The sequence below is a fragment of the Gluconacetobacter diazotrophicus PA1 5 genome, assembly GCF_000067045.1.
GTDB lineage: Bacteria > Pseudomonadota > Alphaproteobacteria > Acetobacterales > Acetobacteraceae > Gluconacetobacter > Gluconacetobacter diazotrophicus.
On sequence record NC_010125.1, the window covers coordinates 1675632 to 1694267 of the forward strand.

General features: G+C 63.0%; 18 protein-coding genes. 13 read left to right on the top strand and 5 right to left on the bottom strand.

Annotated features, from left to right (window positions below; genetic code table 11):
- Positions 1-12: 12 nt before the first annotated feature.
- The 4 genes from GDI_RS07825 to flgC all read left to right on the top strand — a co-directional run bounded on the left by GDI_RS07825 (position 13) and on the right by flgC (position 2283).
- Complete coding sequence (locus GDI_RS07825) at positions 13-732, top strand: glycosyltransferase family 25 protein (protein WP_012225075.1); 720 nt, start codon at positions 13-15, stop codon at positions 730-732.
- Positions 733-784: 52 nt separating this feature from the next.
- Positions 785-1282, top strand: coding sequence for a hypothetical protein (locus GDI_RS07830; RefSeq protein WP_157871012.1), 498 nt, complete (start codon positions 785-787; stop codon positions 1280-1282).
- Positions 1283-1442: 160 nt separating this feature from the next.
- On the top strand, positions 1443-1862 hold the full coding sequence (locus GDI_RS07835) for a flagellar basal body rod protein FlgB (protein WP_012225077.1): 420 nt from the start codon (positions 1443-1445) through the stop codon (positions 1860-1862).
- A 13-nt stretch (positions 1863-1875) separates the two neighbouring features.
- Positions 1876-2283 carry a flagellar basal body rod protein FlgC gene (flgC, locus tag GDI_RS07840; protein ID WP_012225078.1) on the top strand — a complete coding sequence of 136 codons (408 nt, stop codon included), beginning with the start codon at positions 1876-1878 and terminating at the stop codon, positions 2281-2283.
- Positions 2284-2561: 278 nt separating this feature from the next.
- Here flgC and GDI_RS07845 read toward each other — a convergent pair whose 3' ends face one another.
- A complete protein-coding gene (locus GDI_RS07845; protein ID WP_012225079.1) occupies positions 2562-3548 on the bottom strand; it encodes a flagellin in 987 nt (328 codons plus the stop codon).
- 291 nt (positions 3549-3839) lie between these two features.
- Here GDI_RS07845 and GDI_RS07850 point away from each other — a divergent pair, with 291 nt between their 5' ends.
- The 5 genes from GDI_RS07850 (at position 3840) to GDI_RS07870 (ending at position 8307) form a co-directional block, all read left to right on the top strand.
- Positions 3840-4181 carry a flagellar hook-basal body complex protein FliE gene (locus GDI_RS07850; protein ID WP_012225082.1) on the top strand — a complete coding sequence of 114 codons (342 nt, stop codon included), beginning with the start codon at positions 3840-3842 and terminating at the stop codon, positions 4179-4181.
- Between the two features lie 8 nt (positions 4182-4189).
- Positions 4190-4465 carry a flagellar biosynthetic protein FliQ gene (locus GDI_RS07855; protein ID WP_012225085.1) on the top strand — a complete coding sequence of 92 codons (276 nt, stop codon included), beginning with the start codon at positions 4190-4192 and terminating at the stop codon, positions 4463-4465.
- 34 nt (positions 4466-4499) lie between these two features.
- Positions 4500-5312 (top strand): flagellar biosynthetic protein FliR, encoded by an 813-nt coding sequence (locus GDI_RS07860; protein ID WP_012225087.1) that lies wholly within the window; start codon positions 4500-4502, stop codon positions 5310-5312.
- A gap of 29 nt (positions 5313-5341) precedes the next feature.
- The gene (locus GDI_RS07865) at positions 5342-6418 is read left to right on the top strand and encodes an EscU/YscU/HrcU family type III secretion system export apparatus switch protein (RefSeq protein WP_012225089.1); all 1077 of its coding nucleotides are present in this window, start codon (positions 5342-5344) and stop codon (positions 6416-6418) included.
- Between the two features lie 179 nt (positions 6419-6597).
- The gene (locus GDI_RS07870; RefSeq protein WP_012225091.1) at positions 6598-8307 is read left to right on the top strand and encodes a flagellar hook-basal body complex protein; all 1710 of its coding nucleotides are present in this window, start codon (positions 6598-6600) and stop codon (positions 8305-8307) included.
- Positions 8308-8458: 151 nt separating this feature from the next.
- On the opposite strand, the gene GDI_RS07875 is transcribed toward GDI_RS07870, so the two are convergent.
- The 3 genes from GDI_RS07875 to GDI_RS07885 all read right to left on the bottom strand — a co-directional run bounded on the left by GDI_RS07875 (position 8459) and on the right by GDI_RS07885 (position 14077).
- Complete coding sequence (locus tag GDI_RS07875; RefSeq protein ID WP_012225093.1) at positions 8459-10699, bottom strand: methyl-accepting chemotaxis protein; 2241 nt, start codon at positions 10697-10699, stop codon at positions 8459-8461.
- Between the two features lie 204 nt (positions 10700-10903).
- The gene (locus GDI_RS07880; protein ID WP_162098032.1) at positions 10904-12646 is read right to left on the bottom strand and encodes a hypothetical protein; all 1743 of its coding nucleotides are present in this window, start codon (positions 12644-12646) and stop codon (positions 10904-10906) included.
- Positions 12647-13828: 1182 nt separating this feature from the next.
- On the bottom strand, positions 13829-14077 hold the full coding sequence (locus GDI_RS07885; protein ID WP_144880019.1) for a hypothetical protein: 249 nt from the start codon (positions 14075-14077) through the stop codon (positions 13829-13831).
- A gap of 231 nt (positions 14078-14308) precedes the next feature.
- Between GDI_RS07885 and GDI_RS07890 the strand changes: the two genes are divergently transcribed.
- Positions 14309-15142, top strand: coding sequence for a response regulator transcription factor (locus tag GDI_RS07890; protein ID WP_012225098.1), 834 nt, complete (start codon positions 14309-14311; stop codon positions 15140-15142).
- A 30-nt stretch (positions 15143-15172) separates the two neighbouring features.
- Here GDI_RS07890 and GDI_RS07895 read toward each other — a convergent pair whose 3' ends face one another.
- Positions 15173-15571 carry a flagellar biosynthesis regulator FlaF gene (locus GDI_RS07895; RefSeq protein ID WP_012225100.1) on the bottom strand — a complete coding sequence of 133 codons (399 nt, stop codon included), beginning with the start codon at positions 15569-15571 and terminating at the stop codon, positions 15173-15175.
- A gap of 222 nt (positions 15572-15793) precedes the next feature.
- On the opposite strand from GDI_RS07895, the gene GDI_RS07900 reads away from it, so the two are divergent.
- The 3 genes from GDI_RS07900 to GDI_RS07910 all read left to right on the top strand — a co-directional run bounded on the left by GDI_RS07900 (position 15794) and on the right by GDI_RS07910 (position 18570).
- Positions 15794-16639, top strand: a complete 846-nt coding sequence (locus GDI_RS07900; protein ID WP_012225103.1) for a DUF1217 domain-containing protein — start codon at positions 15794-15796, stop codon at positions 16637-16639.
- 138 nt (positions 16640-16777) lie between these two features.
- Positions 16778-18145, top strand: coding sequence for a flagellar protein export ATPase FliI (gene fliI / locus GDI_RS07905; protein ID WP_012225108.1), 1368 nt, complete (start codon positions 16778-16780; stop codon positions 18143-18145).
- On the top strand, positions 18142-18570 hold the full coding sequence (locus GDI_RS07910) for a flagellar FliJ family protein (protein ID WP_012225117.1): 429 nt from the start codon (positions 18142-18144) through the stop codon (positions 18568-18570). The genes fliI and GDI_RS07910 overlap by 4 nt, the downstream gene beginning before the upstream one ends.
- The last annotated feature ends 66 nt before the right edge of the window (positions 18571-18636 follow it).

An 18636-nucleotide genomic window follows, 5' to 3' on the forward strand; every position in this document is an offset into this window, starting at 1 on the left:
CAGGAATCCTACATGCGTAAATTCTTCATCAGCCTCGACCGGACTCCGGAGCGGGCCGAGCGGTTCCTGGCCGCCAACGCCCATGTGCCGGGGTTCGAACGCTCCCCTGGTGTCGATGGAGAGACGGTGGATATCGAAGCGATGAGGGAGATGGGTCTGGTATCGGATGCGTGTGAGTTCACGCGTGCGGCGATCGGGGCCGGGCTTGCCCATGTCGCGTTCTGGGGGAACGTCGCGGAAAGCGGCGTCCCCGCCCATATTTTCGAGGACGATACCTATCTCTGCCGCAATTTCGAGCAGGAAAGCGCGCGGGTCATCGCCGACCTGCCGGTGGATTGGGAAATCATCCTGTGGGGCAGCAACCATCGCGGCATGGCCCTGTTCGAGCTTCTGCCGGGGATTACGCAGTGCTTCACGATCGTCCCTCAGACATCCGTCAGAGAGGGCATCGATGCGTTCGGGATGATGGATGTGACGACCCTTCCGTTCAGGCTGACGCAGACGTTCGGAACCTGCGGCTATGCGATCTCGCCGGCCGGCGCCAGGAAGATGATCAAGCGCTGTCTTCCGCTGACGACGGTGAAGGTTCCCCATGCCTGCCTTGGTGGCCGTATCCTTCCGGCGACCGGTATCGATACCCTGATGAATCGCCATTACGCGGAGATGAAATCCTATATCAGCTTTCCGCCGTTGTGCCTGACCGACGACGAAGCGGTCGGTTTCGATGCCTGACACGGGTGATCGGGTTCCGGGCCCGATCATGATTGGGACGGAGGATAGCCAGGTGGGCGAAAGCAGTCGTTCCGGCGGTCAGGCCGCGATGAGGCCGCGTCCCTTTGGCGCGCTGGTTGCGGGCATGCTGCTCTGTGCTGGCGCTGCCGGATGTTCGACACCGGCGCGGCCATACCTGAACGAGGGAATGGCGTTGTCGCAGGCTGGTTTCGTCGCTCATCCGGCGGACACGACGGCGCGCTATGCCATGATGAACACGCTTCCGCCGGGTCAGTTGACATACCGCCCCTCCTCGATGGGGCCGATCTATCTTTATGCCGATCCGATCGGTTGCGGCTGCGTCTATATGGGCTCGGAAGCCGCCTACAGGACGTCGCGGGGGGCGGCGCCGGCCGGAAAAGGGCGCAAGGCGGCATCGGTCCAGCAGGATCTCGAGGCGATGGTGGCCGAGAACCGGCGTGATACCGCCCTTTGGGACTGGAGCGCGTGGTCGTCGAACGCCGACCCGGGCGGCGACCAACCGCGGCATGTGATCGGCGGATATTGGTGAGCGTGGGCTGTGGCGTCGCTCGCCTGTCGTGACGTTTTTGGAATGGTCTTCCGGAAACGGCCTTGTGCGGCCGGGGCAAGTATGGCTATCTAGTCTACTGGACTATTGAATGCTGTTCAGGCCGTGGTGCCACCACGGAAAGAAATGGAAGTGATGTCGTATGCTGGAAGCATTGTCCCAGGCCGCATCAGCCAATGGCGGGACGGATCTGCTGGGGCTGGCCAAGGATCGGCTGCACTGGCTTGAGGCCCGTGAATCCGTCCTCGCGGGCAACGTGGCCAATGCAAACACACCTGGCTACGTACCGAAGGACATGACCCCATTCCAGGGCGTCCTGCAGGAACAGATGGGCATGACGCTGGCCCAGACCGAACCGGGTCACATGGCTGGCCAGGGCGGCAGTGCCAGGACGCATCGGACCGGTGGCTCCGCCTCCGCTGACAAGAATGAGGTCAGTCTTGAGGCGGAACTTGAAAAGGTAGCCGATACAAGCGACCAGCAGCGTTTCGCGACGAACGTGTACAGCCTGTATATGTCGATGTACTCGACCGCCCTGGGCACGGGCGGATCGACTTCGTAGGCGGGAGGCAACCATGGATTTCTCGGACACCATAGGGGTATCCGCCGCCGGGATGCGCGCGCAGGAAGAGCGGCTGCGGGTCGCGGCTGAAAACCTTGCCAACAAGGACACGACGGGCTCGACCCGCGGTGCCGATCCCTATCGTCGCAAGACCATTACGTTCCAGGCGACGCTGGACCAGGCTTCCGGCGTCTCCAGCGTGAAGGTCAAAGGGATCGGGCAGGATAATACGCCCTTCCAGACGAAGTACGACCCGTCACACCCGGCGGCGGATGCCAATGGCTACGTGAAGATGCCGAATGTGAATTCGATGGTCGAGATCATGGACACGCACGAAGCACAGCATTCGTACGAGGCCAATCTGAACACCATGCAGATCTCCCGTTCGATGGCGACGCGCACCATCAACCTCATAAAGTAGGAAAGCCTCGGTACCGCAATCCGCGGACGGCGGCCGGGTCGGCAATCCGGGGCCGGGAGGAAGCATTGCTTGCCGTGCGATCAGGCTGGCAGGCGCGATAATACCCGATCAGCAAGGACAGTGATGCTTCTGAAGGAGGGCCGGGCTTTTGCGGGGCCTGGCAGTGCGTTGACGTCCTGTCACATCTCTCGTTCGCCGTCGCCTTACGGCAGGACAAAAAAAATACCCCCGGCCGAAGCCGGGGGCACTTTCTGCGTAATACCGTAATCGGAAGACGATTACTGGAACAGCTGCAGAATGTTCTGGGACTGGCCGTTCGCGATCGTCAGGGACTTGATCGCCAGGGACTGCTTGGTCTGCAGCGAGGTGAGCTGCGCGCTCTCGGCGGCCATGTTGGCATCCGTCAGCGCACCGACGCCCGCCGTCAGGTCGTCAGAAACGGTCGTGCCATACGTGGTCATGCTGGCGATCAGGTTCGAGGCATTGCCGAGCGTCGAGGTGACGTTCGTCATCGCGGTGATGGCGTCCTGAACCTGCGTGATCATCATGGCGACGCCGGTGGAAGCGATGCCGGCAGAGTTGCCGAAGGTGCCGGTGAAGGCGCCCGTGCCGCTGGTGGGGTTGAACGAAACAAAAACGTTCGCGGTCGCGTTGCCGCCGGCCGAGCCGCCGACCGCCAGACCCAGCGCTTCCGACAGCGAGAGGCTAGCCGTGCCCGTGCTCGTGGCGCCGCTCATGTCTTTCGAGATCATGGAGTTGAAGCCCGAAACGGACTGCGTGTCGCCCTGCAGGCCCGTCACGTAGTTCAGGGTCTGGCTGGTGATGCCGCTGCCATCCGTGGTCGAGCCGGCCAGCAGGTTCACGCCATTGAAGGTCGCGTTCCGGGCGATGGTGTCGATCTGAGCCAGATAGCCTGTGATTTCGGTCGCGTCCTGGCCCAGCGAGGTCGGCGAGCCCGAATCGTTGCCAAGGTTGGTGACGGCGTGCTGAACGCTCTGGAGCAGGGTGATGATCTGGTTGGCGGCGTCGGAGGTCCCGCTGACGACCTGGGCGGCAAAGGACAGGCCGCTGTTCACGGCGGTCTGGCCGGCGATGTTGCCGCTCATCTGCTGGGCGATGCCGAAGGCGGCCGGGCCGTCGGCGGCGGTCGCAACCGACTTGCCGGTGGAGACGGCGTTTTCCGTGTTGCTCAGCGACGTCTGCGTGGCGTCCAGGGTCTGGAGCGCGATCATCTCCGACGTATTGGTGTTGATGGAAAGGCTCATGTTTTTTCTCCATGTCGAGTCGGGCTAGACGCGCGCTCTTCCAACGCCAGTAGAGCCGAAAATGGTAAAGAGAAGGTTAGCTGCATGGTCTTTTTTAAGGCTTTCATGGAAAAGCCCGCCGGTCCGGATGGCGCCGGTGTTGCCATTCGATGACGAGGCGGCATTTCGATGCATGGTATAAGGAGACTGGCCTTGTGATCAGTGCATGGCTGGGTTATTCCCAACCTAGGCAATTGGCAGGAGCGCGCTTCCGGCCTCTTGGAGAGGTCGGCAGGGAAGGGCGCGGACATCATGATCAGTGACATCGCCACACGCAGTCTCGATGCGGTCAACGCCTACGGGCTGACTCAGAAAACGATGCAGGCGTCCGCCGACACGCAGGACGCCGACCCCAACGCGCAGTCCTCCGACGTCGTGACCGGTTTCAGCGATGCGCTGAACAGCGCGATCAAGGGCGCCATCAAGACGGGAAAGACGGCCGAAGCGCAAACCGCGGTCGGGCTGTCCGGGAAGGGGAACCTGACGGACATCGCGACCTCGGTCGAGGAAGCGAAGCTGACCCTGCAGACCGTTACGGCGGTCCGCGACCGTGTCGTCCAAGCCTACCAGAACGTCATGCAGATGACGATCTAAGCCCGTTTATGCATCATACGGTCGACATTCACGATATCCTGCGCCAGACGCTGATTGTCGCCGTGAAGATGGGGGCTCCATCCCTGCTGGCGTCCCTGTGCGCCGGCGTGCTCGTTTCGTTGTTCCAGGCCATGACGCAGGTGAACGAAGCGACGCTGTCCTTTGTGCCGAAGTTCGTCGCGGCCATGGCCGCTCTTCTGCTGACCGGGTCGTTCATGTATTCCACGCTGAATACATACGCTCACGTCATTTTCGACCAGATGGTCATGGTCGGCGGTTCGTGACAGGCGGCCGCGCACGGATGATCGCCGCGCCGGAATGACGGGCGATCCGTCCTTTCCTGGCGGATCGTTGCCAGTTCTCGCCACCATGTTCCTCGTCGTCCTGTGCCGTGTCAGCGCCCTGGTCATGGCGGCTCCCGGCCTGGGCGAGACGACGTCCCCGATGCGCGTCAGGGCCGGGATCGCGGTCTCCGCCACCGTCGCCATCCTGCCGGTGGTCCAGGATCGGCTCGTGGAGGTATCCGGGACGGCGTTGCGCATGCCGTCCGTGGCGATCGCGGTGGTCGTCGGCGAATTGCTGTGCGGGGTCTTCATCGGATGGCTGGCGCGGCTGGTGACCATGGCGATCAGTATCGCCATGCAGGTCGTTGCCGTTTTTACCGGCCTGGCCAGTGTGCTCCAGCCGGATTCCGAACTTGGCGCGTCGAGTACCGCGATCAGCCACATGGCATCGATGCTGATCCCCGTCATTTTCCTTTCAACGGGCCTTTATGCCTTGCCGCTGGCTGCGATCACGGGGTCGTACAGCCTGTTCCCGCCGGGCCATATGCCCATGGTCGGCGACATGGCCAGGAGCGTCACGGAAGCCACGTCGCAGACATTCGCGCTGGCGCTGCAACTGGCCGCGCCGTTCGTCCTGATCGGGACCTTGTGGCCAGCCATGCTGGGCGTGTTGAACCGGCTTCTTCCATCGATCCAGGTCTATTCCATCGCCATGCCGGCACAGTTGCTGGGTGGGGTCATTCTCCTGGCCATGCTGATCCAGGTGATGACGGGCGTCTGGCAGGAAAGGGTGGCCGATCTGCTCGTGGCTCTGCCTGGCACCGGCGGCAGTCCGCCGCACCACTGAAACCGCATTGATTTAGGGCACGCACGCACATGGCGGAAGGATCGGGCGGTGGCGAGAAGAGCCAGGACCCTACCGGGAAAAGGCTGGAGACCGCGCGGGAAGAGGGAAACGTCGCCCAGTCGCGCGAATTGCTGATGCTTGCGATACTTGGCGGGTTTCTGCTGGTCTTTACCATGGCGACCGCAGACTCGGCGCGCAGGTTCGTCGCCCATGTGGGTGGCACCATGGAACATTTCGACAGCATCCCGACGGACATGACGTCGATTTACCGGATCGCGGTCCAGACGGCCCTGGAAGGGGTGCTGCTGGCGGCCCCGCTTGTGTTTACCGGTTTCGTGGTGACCATCGCCTGCGGAATGCTCCAGACGGGGTTCCTGTATCGTCCGCAGGCCATTCTTCCGGATATCACGCGTCTTTCGCCCATGCGCGGCCTCCAGCGCATGTTCGGCATGACCAACGTGGTGGAGATGCTCAAGAGCCTGACGAAGTTCGTCGTGTTCGGGGTCGTTCTCTACGCCGTGGCGAAGGGGACGCTGCATGTGGCGCCCGAGGCCGAGCGGTGGTCCATGCTCCGTCTCGTCTCGGAACTTTCCTCGTGGTTCGCGTATGCCGTGCTGGTCGTCCTGCTCGTGCAGTGCGTCATAGCCATCCTCGACGACCTCTGGACGCGCTATCACCGGATCGTCGGGCTGCGCATGAGTTTCCAGGACATCAAGGACGAGTTCCGCCAGACCGAGGGCGATCCGAAGGTGAAGGGGCGGCTCAAGCAGATGCGCCGCCGGCGTGCCCGGCGGCGCATGCTCCAGGCGGTCAAGACCGCCACGGTCGTCATCACGAACCCGACGCATTACGCCGTGGCGCTGTCCTACGAAAGCGGGGCGGACAGTGCTCCGAAGATAGTGGCCAGCGGAACCGACGAACTCGCGGCGCGCATCCGCCATGCCGCGGAGGATGCAAAGGTCCCCGTGGTCGCGAACCCACCGCTGGCCCGCGCGCTCCATGCGCTTCCACTGGATTCCGAAATCCCGTCGGAATATTTCCAGCCCGTCGCGGCGATCATCGCCTATGTCATGAAGCTCAAGACTCCCGGTGCGCGCGCTCCATAGAAAGGCCATGGCCTGTTGCCCCGTTCTTGACGGCCTGCTGCCTGCCTGAGGCGAAGGAAAACCTTGCGTTTCGCGAGGTGCATGCTACTCAAGCCATAGTGAGGGCATAGGCCATTCCATCGGCGTTCATGGAGCATTGCCTTCGGACGGTAACAGCGCGCACAGAACGAGGATGGCTTATGTCAGTTTTCAACGCCCTTTCGACGGCTGTCAGCGGGATCGACGCGCAGTCGACGGCCTTCACGAACCTCAGTAACAACATCGCCAACAGCCAGACCGTCGGCTACAAGGCCGAATCGACGTCCTTCCAGGATTTCGTGGCCGGATCGCTGACGTCGAGCACGGCGTCCAGCGATATTTCGGATTCGGTGGCTGCCGTCGACGTGCAGAATGTCGGCGCACAGGGGACGGCCTCGGCCAGCACCGATACCCTGGCCATGGCCATCAACGGAAACGGGCTCTTCGACGTGTCCGAGGAGACAGGCCAGGCGACGTCCGGCACGACGCAGTTCGAGAATACGCAGTACTACACACGAAACGGCGAGTTTTATGAGAACAACGAGGGCTACCTGGTCAACACGACCGGCTATTACCTTGACGGCTACATGGCTGACAGCAATGGTTCCCTGGGAAACACCCTGACCCAGATCAACGTCGCCAACGTCTCCTTCCGCCCGACGGAAACGACGACCATTACGCAATCCGCCGCCGTGGGCACGATCCCGAGTGATTCGACCTCGTATACAGCCCAGTCGTATTCGACATCTCCGGTCACGACGTATGATGCCGATGGCAACGCCTCCAAGGTCGCACTGACCTGGACCCAGAGTTCGACCAACCCTCTGGTCTGGACGGTCAGCGCCTATGATGCCGGCGGCACCGGCAAGGTTGCCTCGAACAGTTTTGAGGTGACGTTTGACAGCAGCGGTGATCTGGCTTCCGTCACGGGCACCAGCGATGGCTCCAGTTATACGTCTTCGACGTCCAGCGGTGCCTCGGTTGATCCGACCATTACGCTGACCTCCAATGGCGTTGCGCAGACGATCCGTCTTGATCTCGGCACGATTGGCGGAACCAGCGGCACGACGATGGCGGCGTCCAGCGGTACGGCAAGCGCGAGTGGGGTGACCAGCCTGTCGGCGTCAGGGACAGCGCTCTCGATGGCGACGACCACGCTGGGTACGACCACCGGATCGGGGCAGAGCTATATGACGGCGCCGACGGACGTCAACAGCGTGCCCGTGTCGGCCGTGTGGAGCCAGACATCTGCCAATCCTTCGACGTGGTCGGTTTCGTTGGTCGATCCGTATGGTGGTTCCGACGTCAGTTCAGATACCTACAGCGTCGTTTTCAATTCCAATGGCACGGCGCAAACGGTTACTGATACGACGACTGGCGCGACGACCACGCTGTCCAGCCTGAGCGCGACAGTTAACGGTAAGGCCTACACCCTGGATGCCAGCGCGGCCTCTTTGTCCACGACCGCGCTGACCACCAATACGGCGCTGACCAGCGACAGCGTGACCAGCGGCACCTACGAGGGGGCCGAAATCGAGAGCGACGGCTCCGTCATGGCCGAGTTCAGCAACGGCGACACGCAGTTGATCGGCAAGGTCGCGCTCAGCACGTTTGCCAATGTCGATGGCCTGAATGCGGTCACCGGCCAGGCTTATACCGCCACGGCGGCATCCGGCGCGGCGCAGACGGGCACCGTCGGGTCGAATGGAACGGGAACGCTGGAAGTCGGCTATGTCGAATCCTCGACGACCGACCTGACCAGCGATCTGTCCGCCCTGATCGTGGATCAGGAAGCGTACTCGGCCAATACCAAGGTCGTCACGACTGCTGATGACCTGCTCCAGGCCACCATCTCGATGAAGCAGGGCTGATGACCATGCCCGGCCCGCGCGGGAGCGCGGGCCGGGCATGAAGTCGAGTAGCCTTCAGAGGGTTTCCAAAGGCCAGCGGCGTTTGGCGGGTCCAGGGCAGAGCCCTGGATTTTTCGTTTTTGGGGAACGCAACGTGCAGGGGCGAGGCCCCTCAGTCGTTCCGTATGGACCCTGCAAGCTCCGCAGTCCTGATGCCCGGGCGCGTTGCCCGACGAGGCGTCTTCAATTCGTCGATCTGGAATTCCCCGACGAGGCGGGCCAATGTTCCGGCCTCCTGCTTCAGGGAATGGGACGCTGCCCGCGACTGTTCCGACATCGCCGCGTTTTGCTGTGTCACCCGATCCATCTGACCCATCGCGATATTGACCTGGTTCAGTCCCGTTGCCTGCTCTTGCGCCGCTGACGAGATCCTGGAGACGAATTCGCTCAACCGTCCCACCTGGCCGATGATGCGCTCCAGTGCCTTGCCGGTTTCGCCGACCAGCTTCACGCCGCGATCGATCTGCTCGTCCGACGTGGCGATCAGGTCCTTGATCTGTCTGGCGGCTTCGGCCGACCGGTCGGACAGGGCCCGCACTTCGGTGGCGACGACCGTGAAGCTTCGGCCGGCCTGGCCCGCCCGGGCGGCCTCGACCGCGGCGCTGACCGCCAGAAGATTGGTCTGGAATGCGATTTCGTCGATCAGCCCGAGAATATGGCGGATTTCACTCGCCGCGTGTTGAATCCCGTTCATGGCGGCCACGGTTTCCTTCACGACCGCGCCGGAATGCGCCGCATCGGTTGAGGCGCTGCTGACCAGGGTGTCCGCATTGGAGGCGCCCTGCGCGGTCTTGCGGACCGTCACGGTGATTTCGTGCAGGGCAGCGGTGGTCTCCTCCAGGCTGGCGGCCTGCTGTTCGGTCCGGCGGGACAGATCCTCGGTGGCCGTGGCGATCTGCGTGGAATCGGATGTCACACCGCCTGCCGCGGACGCTATCGCCGATATGGTCTCCTGAAGCTTGTCCATCGCGGTGTTGAAATCGCCGCGAAGCGTCTCGTATTCGGGGGCGAAACGTTCATCCAGGCGAAAGAGCAGGTCCCCCGAGGAGAGGCGTTCCAGCCCGTGTCCCAGTTTCGTGACGACCTTGTTCAATTCGGCAGCCTTGGCGGCCTGGGCAGCCTGGGTCTCGGCACGAAGCCGTTCGGCCTTGCGTCGTTCCGCTGTCGCGGCCTCTTCGTTGCGCCGGCCGTCGGCCAGGGCAAGGCGGAAGCCGTCCAGGGCAGTCGCGATGGTGCCGGTTTCATCGTGCCGCTGCCGGCCCGTTACGGGGCGGGCGTAATCCCCCTGGCTGAGTGTCTCGACAGACGCCAGCAGGGATTCCATCGGGCGGCGCACCAGCACGGTAACCATGAAGTAGAGCGTTCCCAGCACAAGAAGGACCGTGATCAGCCCACCGATGATCATCACCTGCAGATCCTGCCGGACCGGTGCTTCCAGGACGTCTTCGGGGACATCGACGATGATGGCCCAGGTCGTTTTCAGATCCGGTATGGCAAATGGATAGATGACGCGTTCGATGGTTCCACCGTGGATCTTGTGCAGGATACGCGACCGACCGTCCGCGATGGCGGCCGCGAGTTCCCTGGCGCCTTCTCCCGCGTAGGCCGTCATCAGAAGATGCGCATCCGGGTTGGTCACCCAGGTGCCGCTGCCGGAAACCAGCATGACATGACCGCTGCCGAATGGTCTCATGGTCGCCAGCATTCGGGAAAGCCGGTCCAGCGGCGCGTCGATTCCGGTGACGCCGACTGATTTGCCGTCAAATTTGACAGGATAGGCAAACGAGACCATCTCGATCCCGCTGCCCTCATCGACATAGGGCTCGGTGATGATGCCGCGGCCCTGGGACATCGGAAGCGTATACCATGTCTGCGAATAATGGGCCGGCAGCGCTGAGAACGTGAGCTTGCCGTCGCTTCCTCTCATCCAGTACGGATTGAAGACGCCGTCCGCGTTGTCGCCTGGCGCATGGGGGTTGGTGGTCCCGTCCAGGCCCAGCGGCGCCTCCTCCATCCAGGTGCCGAAAAGATCGGGAAGCCGTTTTTCGCTCATCCGCAGCATGGCGACGATCAGGCCACGGTCGGGCAACCCGGCCTCGTGTGCGGCCTCTACGGCGCCGCTCATGAAATTCGCCGCGGAATTTTGCGCCGTCAGCCTTGTTGCGACTTCGTTGGCGGCTATTTGCGCCTGTGCATCGGCCTGGGCAAAGACATAGCGCTCGACACGTGTCTTGGTCGTCCAGGCCAACAGTGCGATCGCGCCGCAAAGAATAACGGCGAACGCCAGCCCGGCTGTGCCGATCAGCTTCCTGGAGAGGGAATTGAAAAAATGCGGCTGTTGGGTGGGCGTCATAAGCGAACACCTCTGGATTGATTCCATTTCGTCGTGGAAACAACCTTCAATAATTCATTTCGTACGTCAATCTGATCCGAACAGGGACGACTATACGCACGATGTTATTGGACGACACGTGTCGCAGCCAAAACGTTTTTGAGAGGACTGGATGCGGTGGCCATATAGAAAGGGCAGGGAAGCAGGACGGCGCGGCGAGGGGCCTCAGGGAGGCGTCGAGCTTTCCGCGAGCGCGCCGTCCACGTGCTTTGCCAGCAGCGCGAAAACGCGTCCGTTGTCACCGTCCATCTGCCTGTTTCCCACCCGATCGGCGATCCAGTCGAGCGTGCGCCGGTCGTTTACCCGTGACGCGTCGGATGCCAGGCGAATGGCGATGGATTGCTGATCTTTGGTCAGGGGACCCTTCTGCGGAATTTGCACCGCAGCGATCTTGCGCACGTCGGCCACTGCCGCAGCCCACTCGCCCTTGCCTTCGTGAATGTGGGCACTCGTATCGAGAGAGGCCACGCTCATATCGCCGTTGAGAAGGGAGAGCGCCGCGGACTGATCGCCGCTGACGAGGGCGATCTCGGCCGATATCCGCCGCCTGGACGCCTTGATGTCGTCCGAAAGGGTGGGGTCGTCTGTCCTGGCCAGGGCGTCCGTCGCGTCCTTGGGCAGTTTCCTCTCGATGTCGGCGCTCGCCAGTTCTTCTCCAGCCATTCCCCGAATATCGGGAGAATCGAGCATCGGGATTGCCTGGGAGAGGATCTGGGCCGCCTGGTCCGGCAGGCCGAGCGTAAGAAGCATCTTGCCGTATGCGACCAGGATCTCGCCCTTTTTCGGACCCGGCGTCAGTTCCGGCAGATGCGCGCCCAGCATGGCCGCGTCATGCAGCAGGCCGTTCTGGTCCGTTCCGTTTACGCCCGCGCTGGCCACGCCCGCGAGGGTCTGGAAAAGAAGCGGCGCGGCCATCGTCTCATTTGCCGGAGAGGATGCGGCCTGGGCCTTGTCGATGGCGGTGAGCGCATCGGTCCATTTATGCACCTGCATGAAGGCGTCGGCCTGCAGGAAGCGCACGATGGCTTCCCGGCCGGCAAGCCGCGCATCCGGGATGATCGAGCCGAATGCATCGGCGGCCGCGTCGGGCGTGATGTTTCCGCCGGCAAGATCGAGCGAGATCGCCTGCTCGGACGCCTTTTCGGAAACCAGCGGGTTGCGGTCATCGGCGAGCTTCTTGAACGCCGCATACGCAAGGTCGCGTTTTCCGGTCCGCAAATCGCGGAACGCGGCGGCGAGCTGGTAAGGCGAGTCCGCCGGCATGTCGTTCAGGGCAGCCAGATCGTCCTGGGATCCGTAGCGTCCGATTTCCTCGGCGGCCAGCGGCAGGACGACGTCCCGCACATTGGCGGGATAATTCCTCAGCCTTGTGAAATCCCTTGCGAGGAGGTGAGCCGCCTCCGCGTCATGGCCGCCGGCCGATGTCAGGTACAGACCGCGCCATACCTGCGTCGCGCGCTGCTGGTCGTCCGGCCAAGGCCCCTCCAGCAGGGACGCGTCCCCGACATCGTTGCACAGAAGCTCGGTCGCTCCGAGAAGGAACCTGACATCCGGCCGTGATATCTCTTCCGGGTCGTCCTGCAGGGCGACCGTCAGGATGCCGCGTGCCTCCACGAAGGACCCGATACCGAACGCAGCCCTTGCCGCGTCAAGCCGGCGCGCGAAGCGCTGTGCCGGATCCGAATCCGCAGCGGCGAGGGTCGCATCGTGAAACCGTTTCTGCAACTCCTGGTCGGGACGGTTCTGAAGGCCGAGCCATTTCAGATCGACATCGCTGGCATAGATCGCCGTCCCGCCGTCGGGAACGGCTTTGTCGGACCAGGTCAGCAGGGCGCCGTCGGGTGTCGCCCGCATGCCAACGTCCGGAGACCGGGCCGCGACGACGACACCTTCCTTCGTCGGCCACACGTCATATCCTTCTCCCTGTCGCAGGGACAGGATACCGCCATCGTCCGTTGTCGACGTGCCCACGAAAAGCCGCGCCCCCGACGTCGGGTCCGTGATCGAGAGGACGCGACCGGGCCGGCGCATCGGATAAAGGATACCCCCGTCGCCCAGCCGCGGGTTGATGACGCGCCTGTCCCCATAGTCGGCTCCGGGTGGCGGTTCGCTTCCCAGCACCCAGCCCTCGGCCTGCTGCGACAGGTAGAGCTGCCGCGTGTCCGGAAGGTGGACCTGGATCAGGGTGGCATCCGGCATGGTGTTGACGGTCAGGGTCGAGAAGATCCCGTCTCCCCGCAATGTGCTGGTATCCATCGGCTCGGCATTGTCGACGACGATGAAGAACGAGTCGCCGCTCTGGTAGGCGGCGATTCCCATATGCGGTGGTACCGGGATCAGGACGCGATTGCCGATGGCCGTGCCCTGGTTCGCTCCTTTCGTGCCGGCTGTGGCATTTTCCGCCGGCGCGGGCTTGCGCGTGCCCTTCGCTTTCCCGGCCCGGGCACTCTTGATTGCGGCGTGCGCCTTCGGTGCGGGTGGAGGAAGATCAAGAACCGTCGCCTTCCACGGCGCCGGCAGTCCCTGCAGGAGGATCCCGTCGGAAAGATCGCCATCTTGCGGTGAAACGGGGGGTACGGGCGTGACCGGAGGGGGGGCGGCCGGATCCGGCTTGTCCTGCTTTCCCTGGGGTTGGGAATGCCCATGCCGCGCCCCCGCCATGGCGGGGGGGAAGGCCGAGCAGGACAGGAGCATGATAATCGGAAGCGCGATGCAGCGTCTCACGCGTGGGGATCCGCTGAAATACACGTGTCCTCAATCCTGAAGGGCCGATGCCCCAGTTGTCTGGCTGTACTCTTCCGCATTCCGGTCGGTTGTCGTCGATGGGACATGCGTCGAGGATGACCAACGGGGGCGGAATGCACATCGTGGGGCGAACTCGTCCGGCAGAACCGCAAGCTGCCAGCCCGGCACCTCCACCATGCCTTCGATGTCACCATTGATACGCGCCCCATTCGTCAGGGGTAGAAACGCCGTAAGGTCAGAGGCCTCTTTTTCCCGAACGCGCGGGATACCGGCACCGAAGAATGCTGATCGCGGGGCGGAAGGACCGCCCCGCGGCATCGTGTTCGCGTCCGCTCCGGACGCTGCTCAGGCGAAGAGATCGACGGCACTGGCCGTCGCGGAGGCCTTGTTGTGCGATGTCGTCGAGGGAACGATCTGGCCCGTCGAATCGAACTGCGTGGACGATTTGGACCCGTCAGCGTTGGCGGAGACGAGATTGACGCCGACACCAGCCGCATATTCCGGCTTCACGGCGCGGTGGGCTGCATGAGCATTCTGCGTCGTGGCAATGCGCATGCTGGAAGCGAGCGCCGCTGCTGCTGTGGTATCCGTCATTTTTTAATGACCCTTTGGAATCAGAGAACGAACAGAAAGAAGAACCGCCCGGCAACAAAGCCGAACACAGACCCTGCCCCGAGTCTGTCCATCTGCTTCGATCATGCCCTCGTATTAGCTGAACTATAGAACCTCAGTCTATGGGATGGCCATGGCCAAGCCAAGGTGTTTTTTGGCTTATGGCATCCGCTTATAAGGGATAGATAGCTGGGGGCCGGTTCCCATGCCAGGATGGCTGTCGGCACTTACGCTGCGGGAATGGATATGCAGATACTTTGTATCGGTGACAGTTCGGCCGATGGTGATGGAAGGCCGTGCAGCGGATTGGCGAAAGCCGCGATCGAGGGGGCGGTGTCGATAACGATGTCGGGCCCCGAGGGGAGCGTGGAAACATTGCGCCGCTCCCATTACGACCTCGCCGTGATCCAGCAGGGATCGCCGAATGCACGGCTGCTGCGCCGCATACGCAGCAGCCGCGTTCCGACGCCGGTCATCATCATTGCCCGGGACACGACTCCGCCCGCGATCGCCGAGGTCCTTTCCGTCGGTGCCGATGACTGCGTTCCCGCCTCGATCGACCCCACGGAACTTCTGGCCCGCCTGCGCGCCATCGTCCGGCGCGCCGGCGGGCATGACAGCCTGACGCTCCAGATCGGACGCCTGACCGTGAACGTGAACCAGCGGGAGGTCCATATCGACGGGAAGCCGGTTCCACTGACCCGGCGGGAATATGACGTGGTCGAGCTTCTGGCGCTGCGCAAGAATCAGGCACTGAGCAAGGAGTCCGTCCTCGACAGCCTCTATGCCGGACAGCACGAGCCGAGTGGCAAGGTCATCGACGTCATGATCTGCAAGATCCGCAAGAAGATGCGTGGCCTGGGCATAGAGGAACCGTTGACGACGCAATGGGGCATTGGCTACCGCCTCAACGAGGACGCCTTCGCTCCGCTGGGTGCCCGGATGGATGGAATCGTCGGGCAGGGGCCAAGGGAGTCCTGTATTCCCGTGACGCCGGGCATCGCCATCATGGCCCCCTCGGGGGCTCGATCATCCCAGACAAACTGAAGCGGCCGGAGGCGAGGGGGCTGGTCAGGATCAGGTCGCGTCGGCGCCGAATTCCTGCATGTTGTGGCTGCCTGTGAGTTCCAGGCCATCGCGAACATTCTCCGCGATCCGAATCAAGGGGGTAAGCGGCAGGGCGGGGTCCAGCATGGCCCTGATTCCATAGAGCTGGGACCGATGGGCCAGGGTGACGAAAAGCTGACGGTCTTCCTGGGGCGTAAGGCCCGAATCCTGAACGTTCGCATTCATGATCATCGCCCAGAGGCGCTGGCTCCTGGCCAGGGCATGCCGTCGGACGGTATGATCCGAACTCGCCTCGGCGGCCTTGAGTTCGTCGATCAGCATTCTGAAGCATGCGGCATCGGCTTCGCGTCCCGTCAGGGATGATCCCGCGATGCTCTGGTAGGCTTTCATTCCGGGGTGCGTCATCATCGCTCCGTCAACCGTCCGTCATTCTCAACCGTCGGTCATGACACCGTGGCGTATTGCCGGTCATGGTTCTACACAGGGTGGGCATTCCTGACCAGACCTTCGACGGCGGCGTTCTCCATGGCCAATTCCATGTGGAAATGTGCGGGGCAAGGCCATATAGTGGCGGTTCGTGGAATTGTTGTGTCCTGCTGTGTCGCGGTCACGAATGCAAGGAGTGGACTGATGAGTGGGTCTATCAGCGGTACCTCCCCGATCAGTTTGTACCTGGCCGCCGAGAAGGACGAAGAAACCGCGGCCGCGAACTATACGAAGGAGAACCCGACGATCCAGAACGAGGTGACCTCCTTCGAGGAATCGGCGTCCTCCATTACTTCCGCCGCCGATCTGATGAGCAATAAAAACTATACGGCGGAGCAGGTCGTTCTCGGGGCCTACAATCTCAGTTCCATCTCGGGGGAAACGGCCCTGGTCAAGGACCTGCTGACGCAGGATCCGACATCTTCCAAATCGGTCGCGAAATCGTCGGGCAACGCGACGTGGCTGGCCTTCGCCGATGCGTTCTCGACCTGGGGCCAGAATGGCGGAAGCGCGAGCGCGTCGCCGTTTACCTCGGACACGATCAGTTCGATCGTGACGAAATTCGAGGAAAGTCAATACGAAAGCAGCACCGCCAACCAGAACAGCGGCGTCGGCAATGCGCTCTATTTCACGCGCAACATGACCAGTTCCATGTCGCTGGCGGATATCATGTCGAATGCGACCCTGCTCAAGGTCGTCGAGACGGTTTCGGGATTCAATCCCGACCAGTTCGGGGCGCTCGACTATCCGGAGCAGGTCCGTCTGCTGCAGAACAAGGTCGATCTCAGCGATTTTTCGACGCCGGAAGGGGTTCAGAAATATGCCGAGCAGTATCTCGCCATGCTGCAGATCAACCCTCAGACGCCTGATACGCCGATAACCATGATGGACCTGTTTGGGGGCGGTACCAACAGCAACGGAATTCTCGCGCTTTTCGGTTCCAGCAGCAGTTCCTCTTCGTCGGGAAGCCCGGAACTCTCGATGTTCTGACGTGTCGTGGGTCGGTGGCCACCGACATGCCCTGCCTGACGTCATGATTCCAGCATGTGCCCCGATGCAATGAGCGCAGAGATTCCCCCGTCGCCGTCCACTGACGTCGTATCCGAGATCCCCGATATACTGGACGCAATGCGGACCGCCGTGGCTGCGCCGCGCCACGATGTCCCGGTTGGCGTTCTTGAGGGGCGGGTGACCGGGCTGTCGGGATTGACCGTGTCGCTCAGCGGCCTGCGGGATTTCACCGGGGTGGGGGATCGGGTGACGATCTTCGGCCTGGACGGGCGTGAGACCGATGCGGATATCCTCCCCTTTCACATCAACACCGCGATCATCATGCCGTACGGATCGCTGGAGGGGATCGGGTCGGGATGCCGGGCCATGTTCCAGCTGTTCGACCCGGAGCAGAGAAGGCGGCGGGCTGGCGGCACCTTGGTCGTCAATGATGCATGGCAGGGGCGTGTCATCGACCCTATGGGCAGGCCCATTGACGGAAAGGGGCCGCTGCCCCCTGACGGCGTGCCCCAGAAGCTGCATGCTCCCCCGCCCGAGGCGGCGCTCCGGGCGCGGCTCGGCCCGCGCATCGATCTCGGCGTGCGCGTGCTCAACCTGTTCGCGACATGCCGCGAGGGCCAGAGGCTGGGTCTGTTTGCCGGCTCCGGCGTCGGGAAATCCACCCTGATGGGCATGCTGGCCCGCAACACGGACTGCGACGTTGCGGTCATCGCCCTGGTGGGGGAGCGGGGACGGGAAGTCAGGGAGTTTGTCGAGGACGATCTTGGGCCGGAAGGGCTGGCCAAGTCGGTTGTCGTGGTCGCCACCTCTGATACGTCGCCGTTGATGCGCCGGGAAGCGGCGTATGCCGCGACGGCTGCTGCCGAGCATTTCAGGGATCAGGGCAAGTCCGTCCTGCTGCTGATGGACAGTGTCACCCGGTTCTGCCAGGCCCTGCGGGAGATCGGCCTGTCGTCCGGCGAGCCCCCTGCCACCAGGGGGTATCCGCCGAGCGTCTTCGCCGAGTTGCCGCGCCTGCTTGAACGCGCGGGGCCGGGCCTTCCCGGTCCGGACGGGAAGGCGGGGCAGATTACCGCCATGTTCTCGGTCCTCGTCGAGGGTGATGACCATAACGAACCGGTCGCCGACGCGGTGCGCGGCATTCTGGACGGACATGTCGTCATGGAACGGCGGATCGCGGAGTCCGGACGGTACCCCGCCATCAATGTCCTTCGCTCGCTCTCGCGGACCGTTCCCGGATGCAATTCTGCTGAGGAAAACGCGTTGACCCGCGATGCGCGGGCCGACCTGTCGACCTGGGAGGAAATGCAGGACATGGTCCGCCTGGGCGCCTACCGCGCGGGGAATGATCCGAAGGTCGATCAGGCAATCCGTATCGCGCCCGCCATTGAAGAGATTCTGAGGCAGGGACGCGGCGAGAAAGCCACGATTGCCGAAAGCTTCGACGCCCTGCGCGCCGCCTTGTCGCCGCCCGGGACTCCGTGACGGACGCCCGGACGCGCGCGCTGCACTCGCTGGTCCGGCTACGGAAGACCGAAGTCGATCACGCGCGAAGCGCGATGGCCAGGGCAATGGCCGAGGAACACGCCGCCGGCGCCCTGGTCGAAAGCCGACTTGCACTGATCGACAGCGAGCAGCGTGAAGCATCCCTGGGGCACGCGTCGCTCGACGATTTCCGTGCCTGGCTGCCGGCGGGTGTAGATGCCGTCGAACGCGCCAGGGCGGCACTGGATGTCGCTCGCCAGGCATCCGATCAGGCAAGGGGAATGCTCATGCAGGCGAACGCGGCCCTGAAGGCGGCGGAGGCCATCCTGGACAAGCGGCTGGAGGAGGAAAGGGAGGCGCGTGCCCGCAGGGAGCAGGCGGAACTCGATGACCTGTCGCGACGGAACCGGGCTTTTTCCACATAGCCTTTTTATGGTCATGAAAGGGCCATTGTCGCGAGGATGCCGGCTCTCTAAAGTCGATCTGACGAG

Coding starts and splice junctions, on each gene's coding strand:
- GDI_RS07845 (WP_012225079.1), bottom strand. CDS start 3,548: ATGAGCCTTTCCATCAACACCAATACGTCGGAGATGATCGCGCTCCAG.
- GDI_RS07835 (WP_012225077.1), top strand. CDS start 1,443: ATGCTGGAAGCATTGTCCCAGGCCGCATCAGCCAATGGCGGGACGGAT.
- GDI_RS07890 (WP_012225098.1), top strand. CDS start 14,309: ATGGCTGTCGGCACTTACGCTGCGGGAATGGATATGCAGATACTTTGT.
- GDI_RS07900 (WP_012225103.1), top strand. CDS start 15,794: ATGAGTGGGTCTATCAGCGGTACCTCCCCGATCAGTTTGTACCTGGCC.
- GDI_RS07855 (WP_012225085.1), top strand. CDS start 4,190: ATGCATCATACGGTCGACATTCACGATATCCTGCGCCAGACGCTGATT.
- GDI_RS07875 (WP_012225093.1), bottom strand. CDS start 10,699: ATGACGCCCACCCAACAGCCGCATTTTTTCAATTCCCTCTCCAGGAAG.
- fliI (WP_012225108.1), top strand. CDS start 16,778: ATGCGGACCGCCGTGGCTGCGCCGCGCCACGATGTCCCGGTTGGCGTT.
- GDI_RS07825 (WP_012225075.1), top strand. CDS start 13: ATGCGTAAATTCTTCATCAGCCTCGACCGGACTCCGGAGCGGGCCGAG.
- GDI_RS07870 (WP_012225091.1), top strand. CDS start 6,598: ATGTCAGTTTTCAACGCCCTTTCGACGGCTGTCAGCGGGATCGACGCG.
- GDI_RS07860 (WP_012225087.1), top strand. CDS start 4,500: ATGACGGGCGATCCGTCCTTTCCTGGCGGATCGTTGCCAGTTCTCGCC.
- flgC (WP_012225078.1), top strand. CDS start 1,876: ATGGATTTCTCGGACACCATAGGGGTATCCGCCGCCGGGATGCGCGCG.
- GDI_RS07885 (WP_144880019.1), bottom strand. CDS start 14,077: ATGACGGATACCACAGCAGCAGCGGCGCTCGCTTCCAGCATGCGCATT.
- GDI_RS07895 (WP_012225100.1), bottom strand. CDS start 15,571: ATGATGACGCACCCCGGAATGAAAGCCTACCAGAGCATCGCGGGATCA.
- GDI_RS07850 (WP_012225082.1), top strand. CDS start 3,840: ATGATCAGTGACATCGCCACACGCAGTCTCGATGCGGTCAACGCCTAC.
- GDI_RS07865 (WP_012225089.1), top strand. CDS start 5,342: ATGGCGGAAGGATCGGGCGGTGGCGAGAAGAGCCAGGACCCTACCGGG.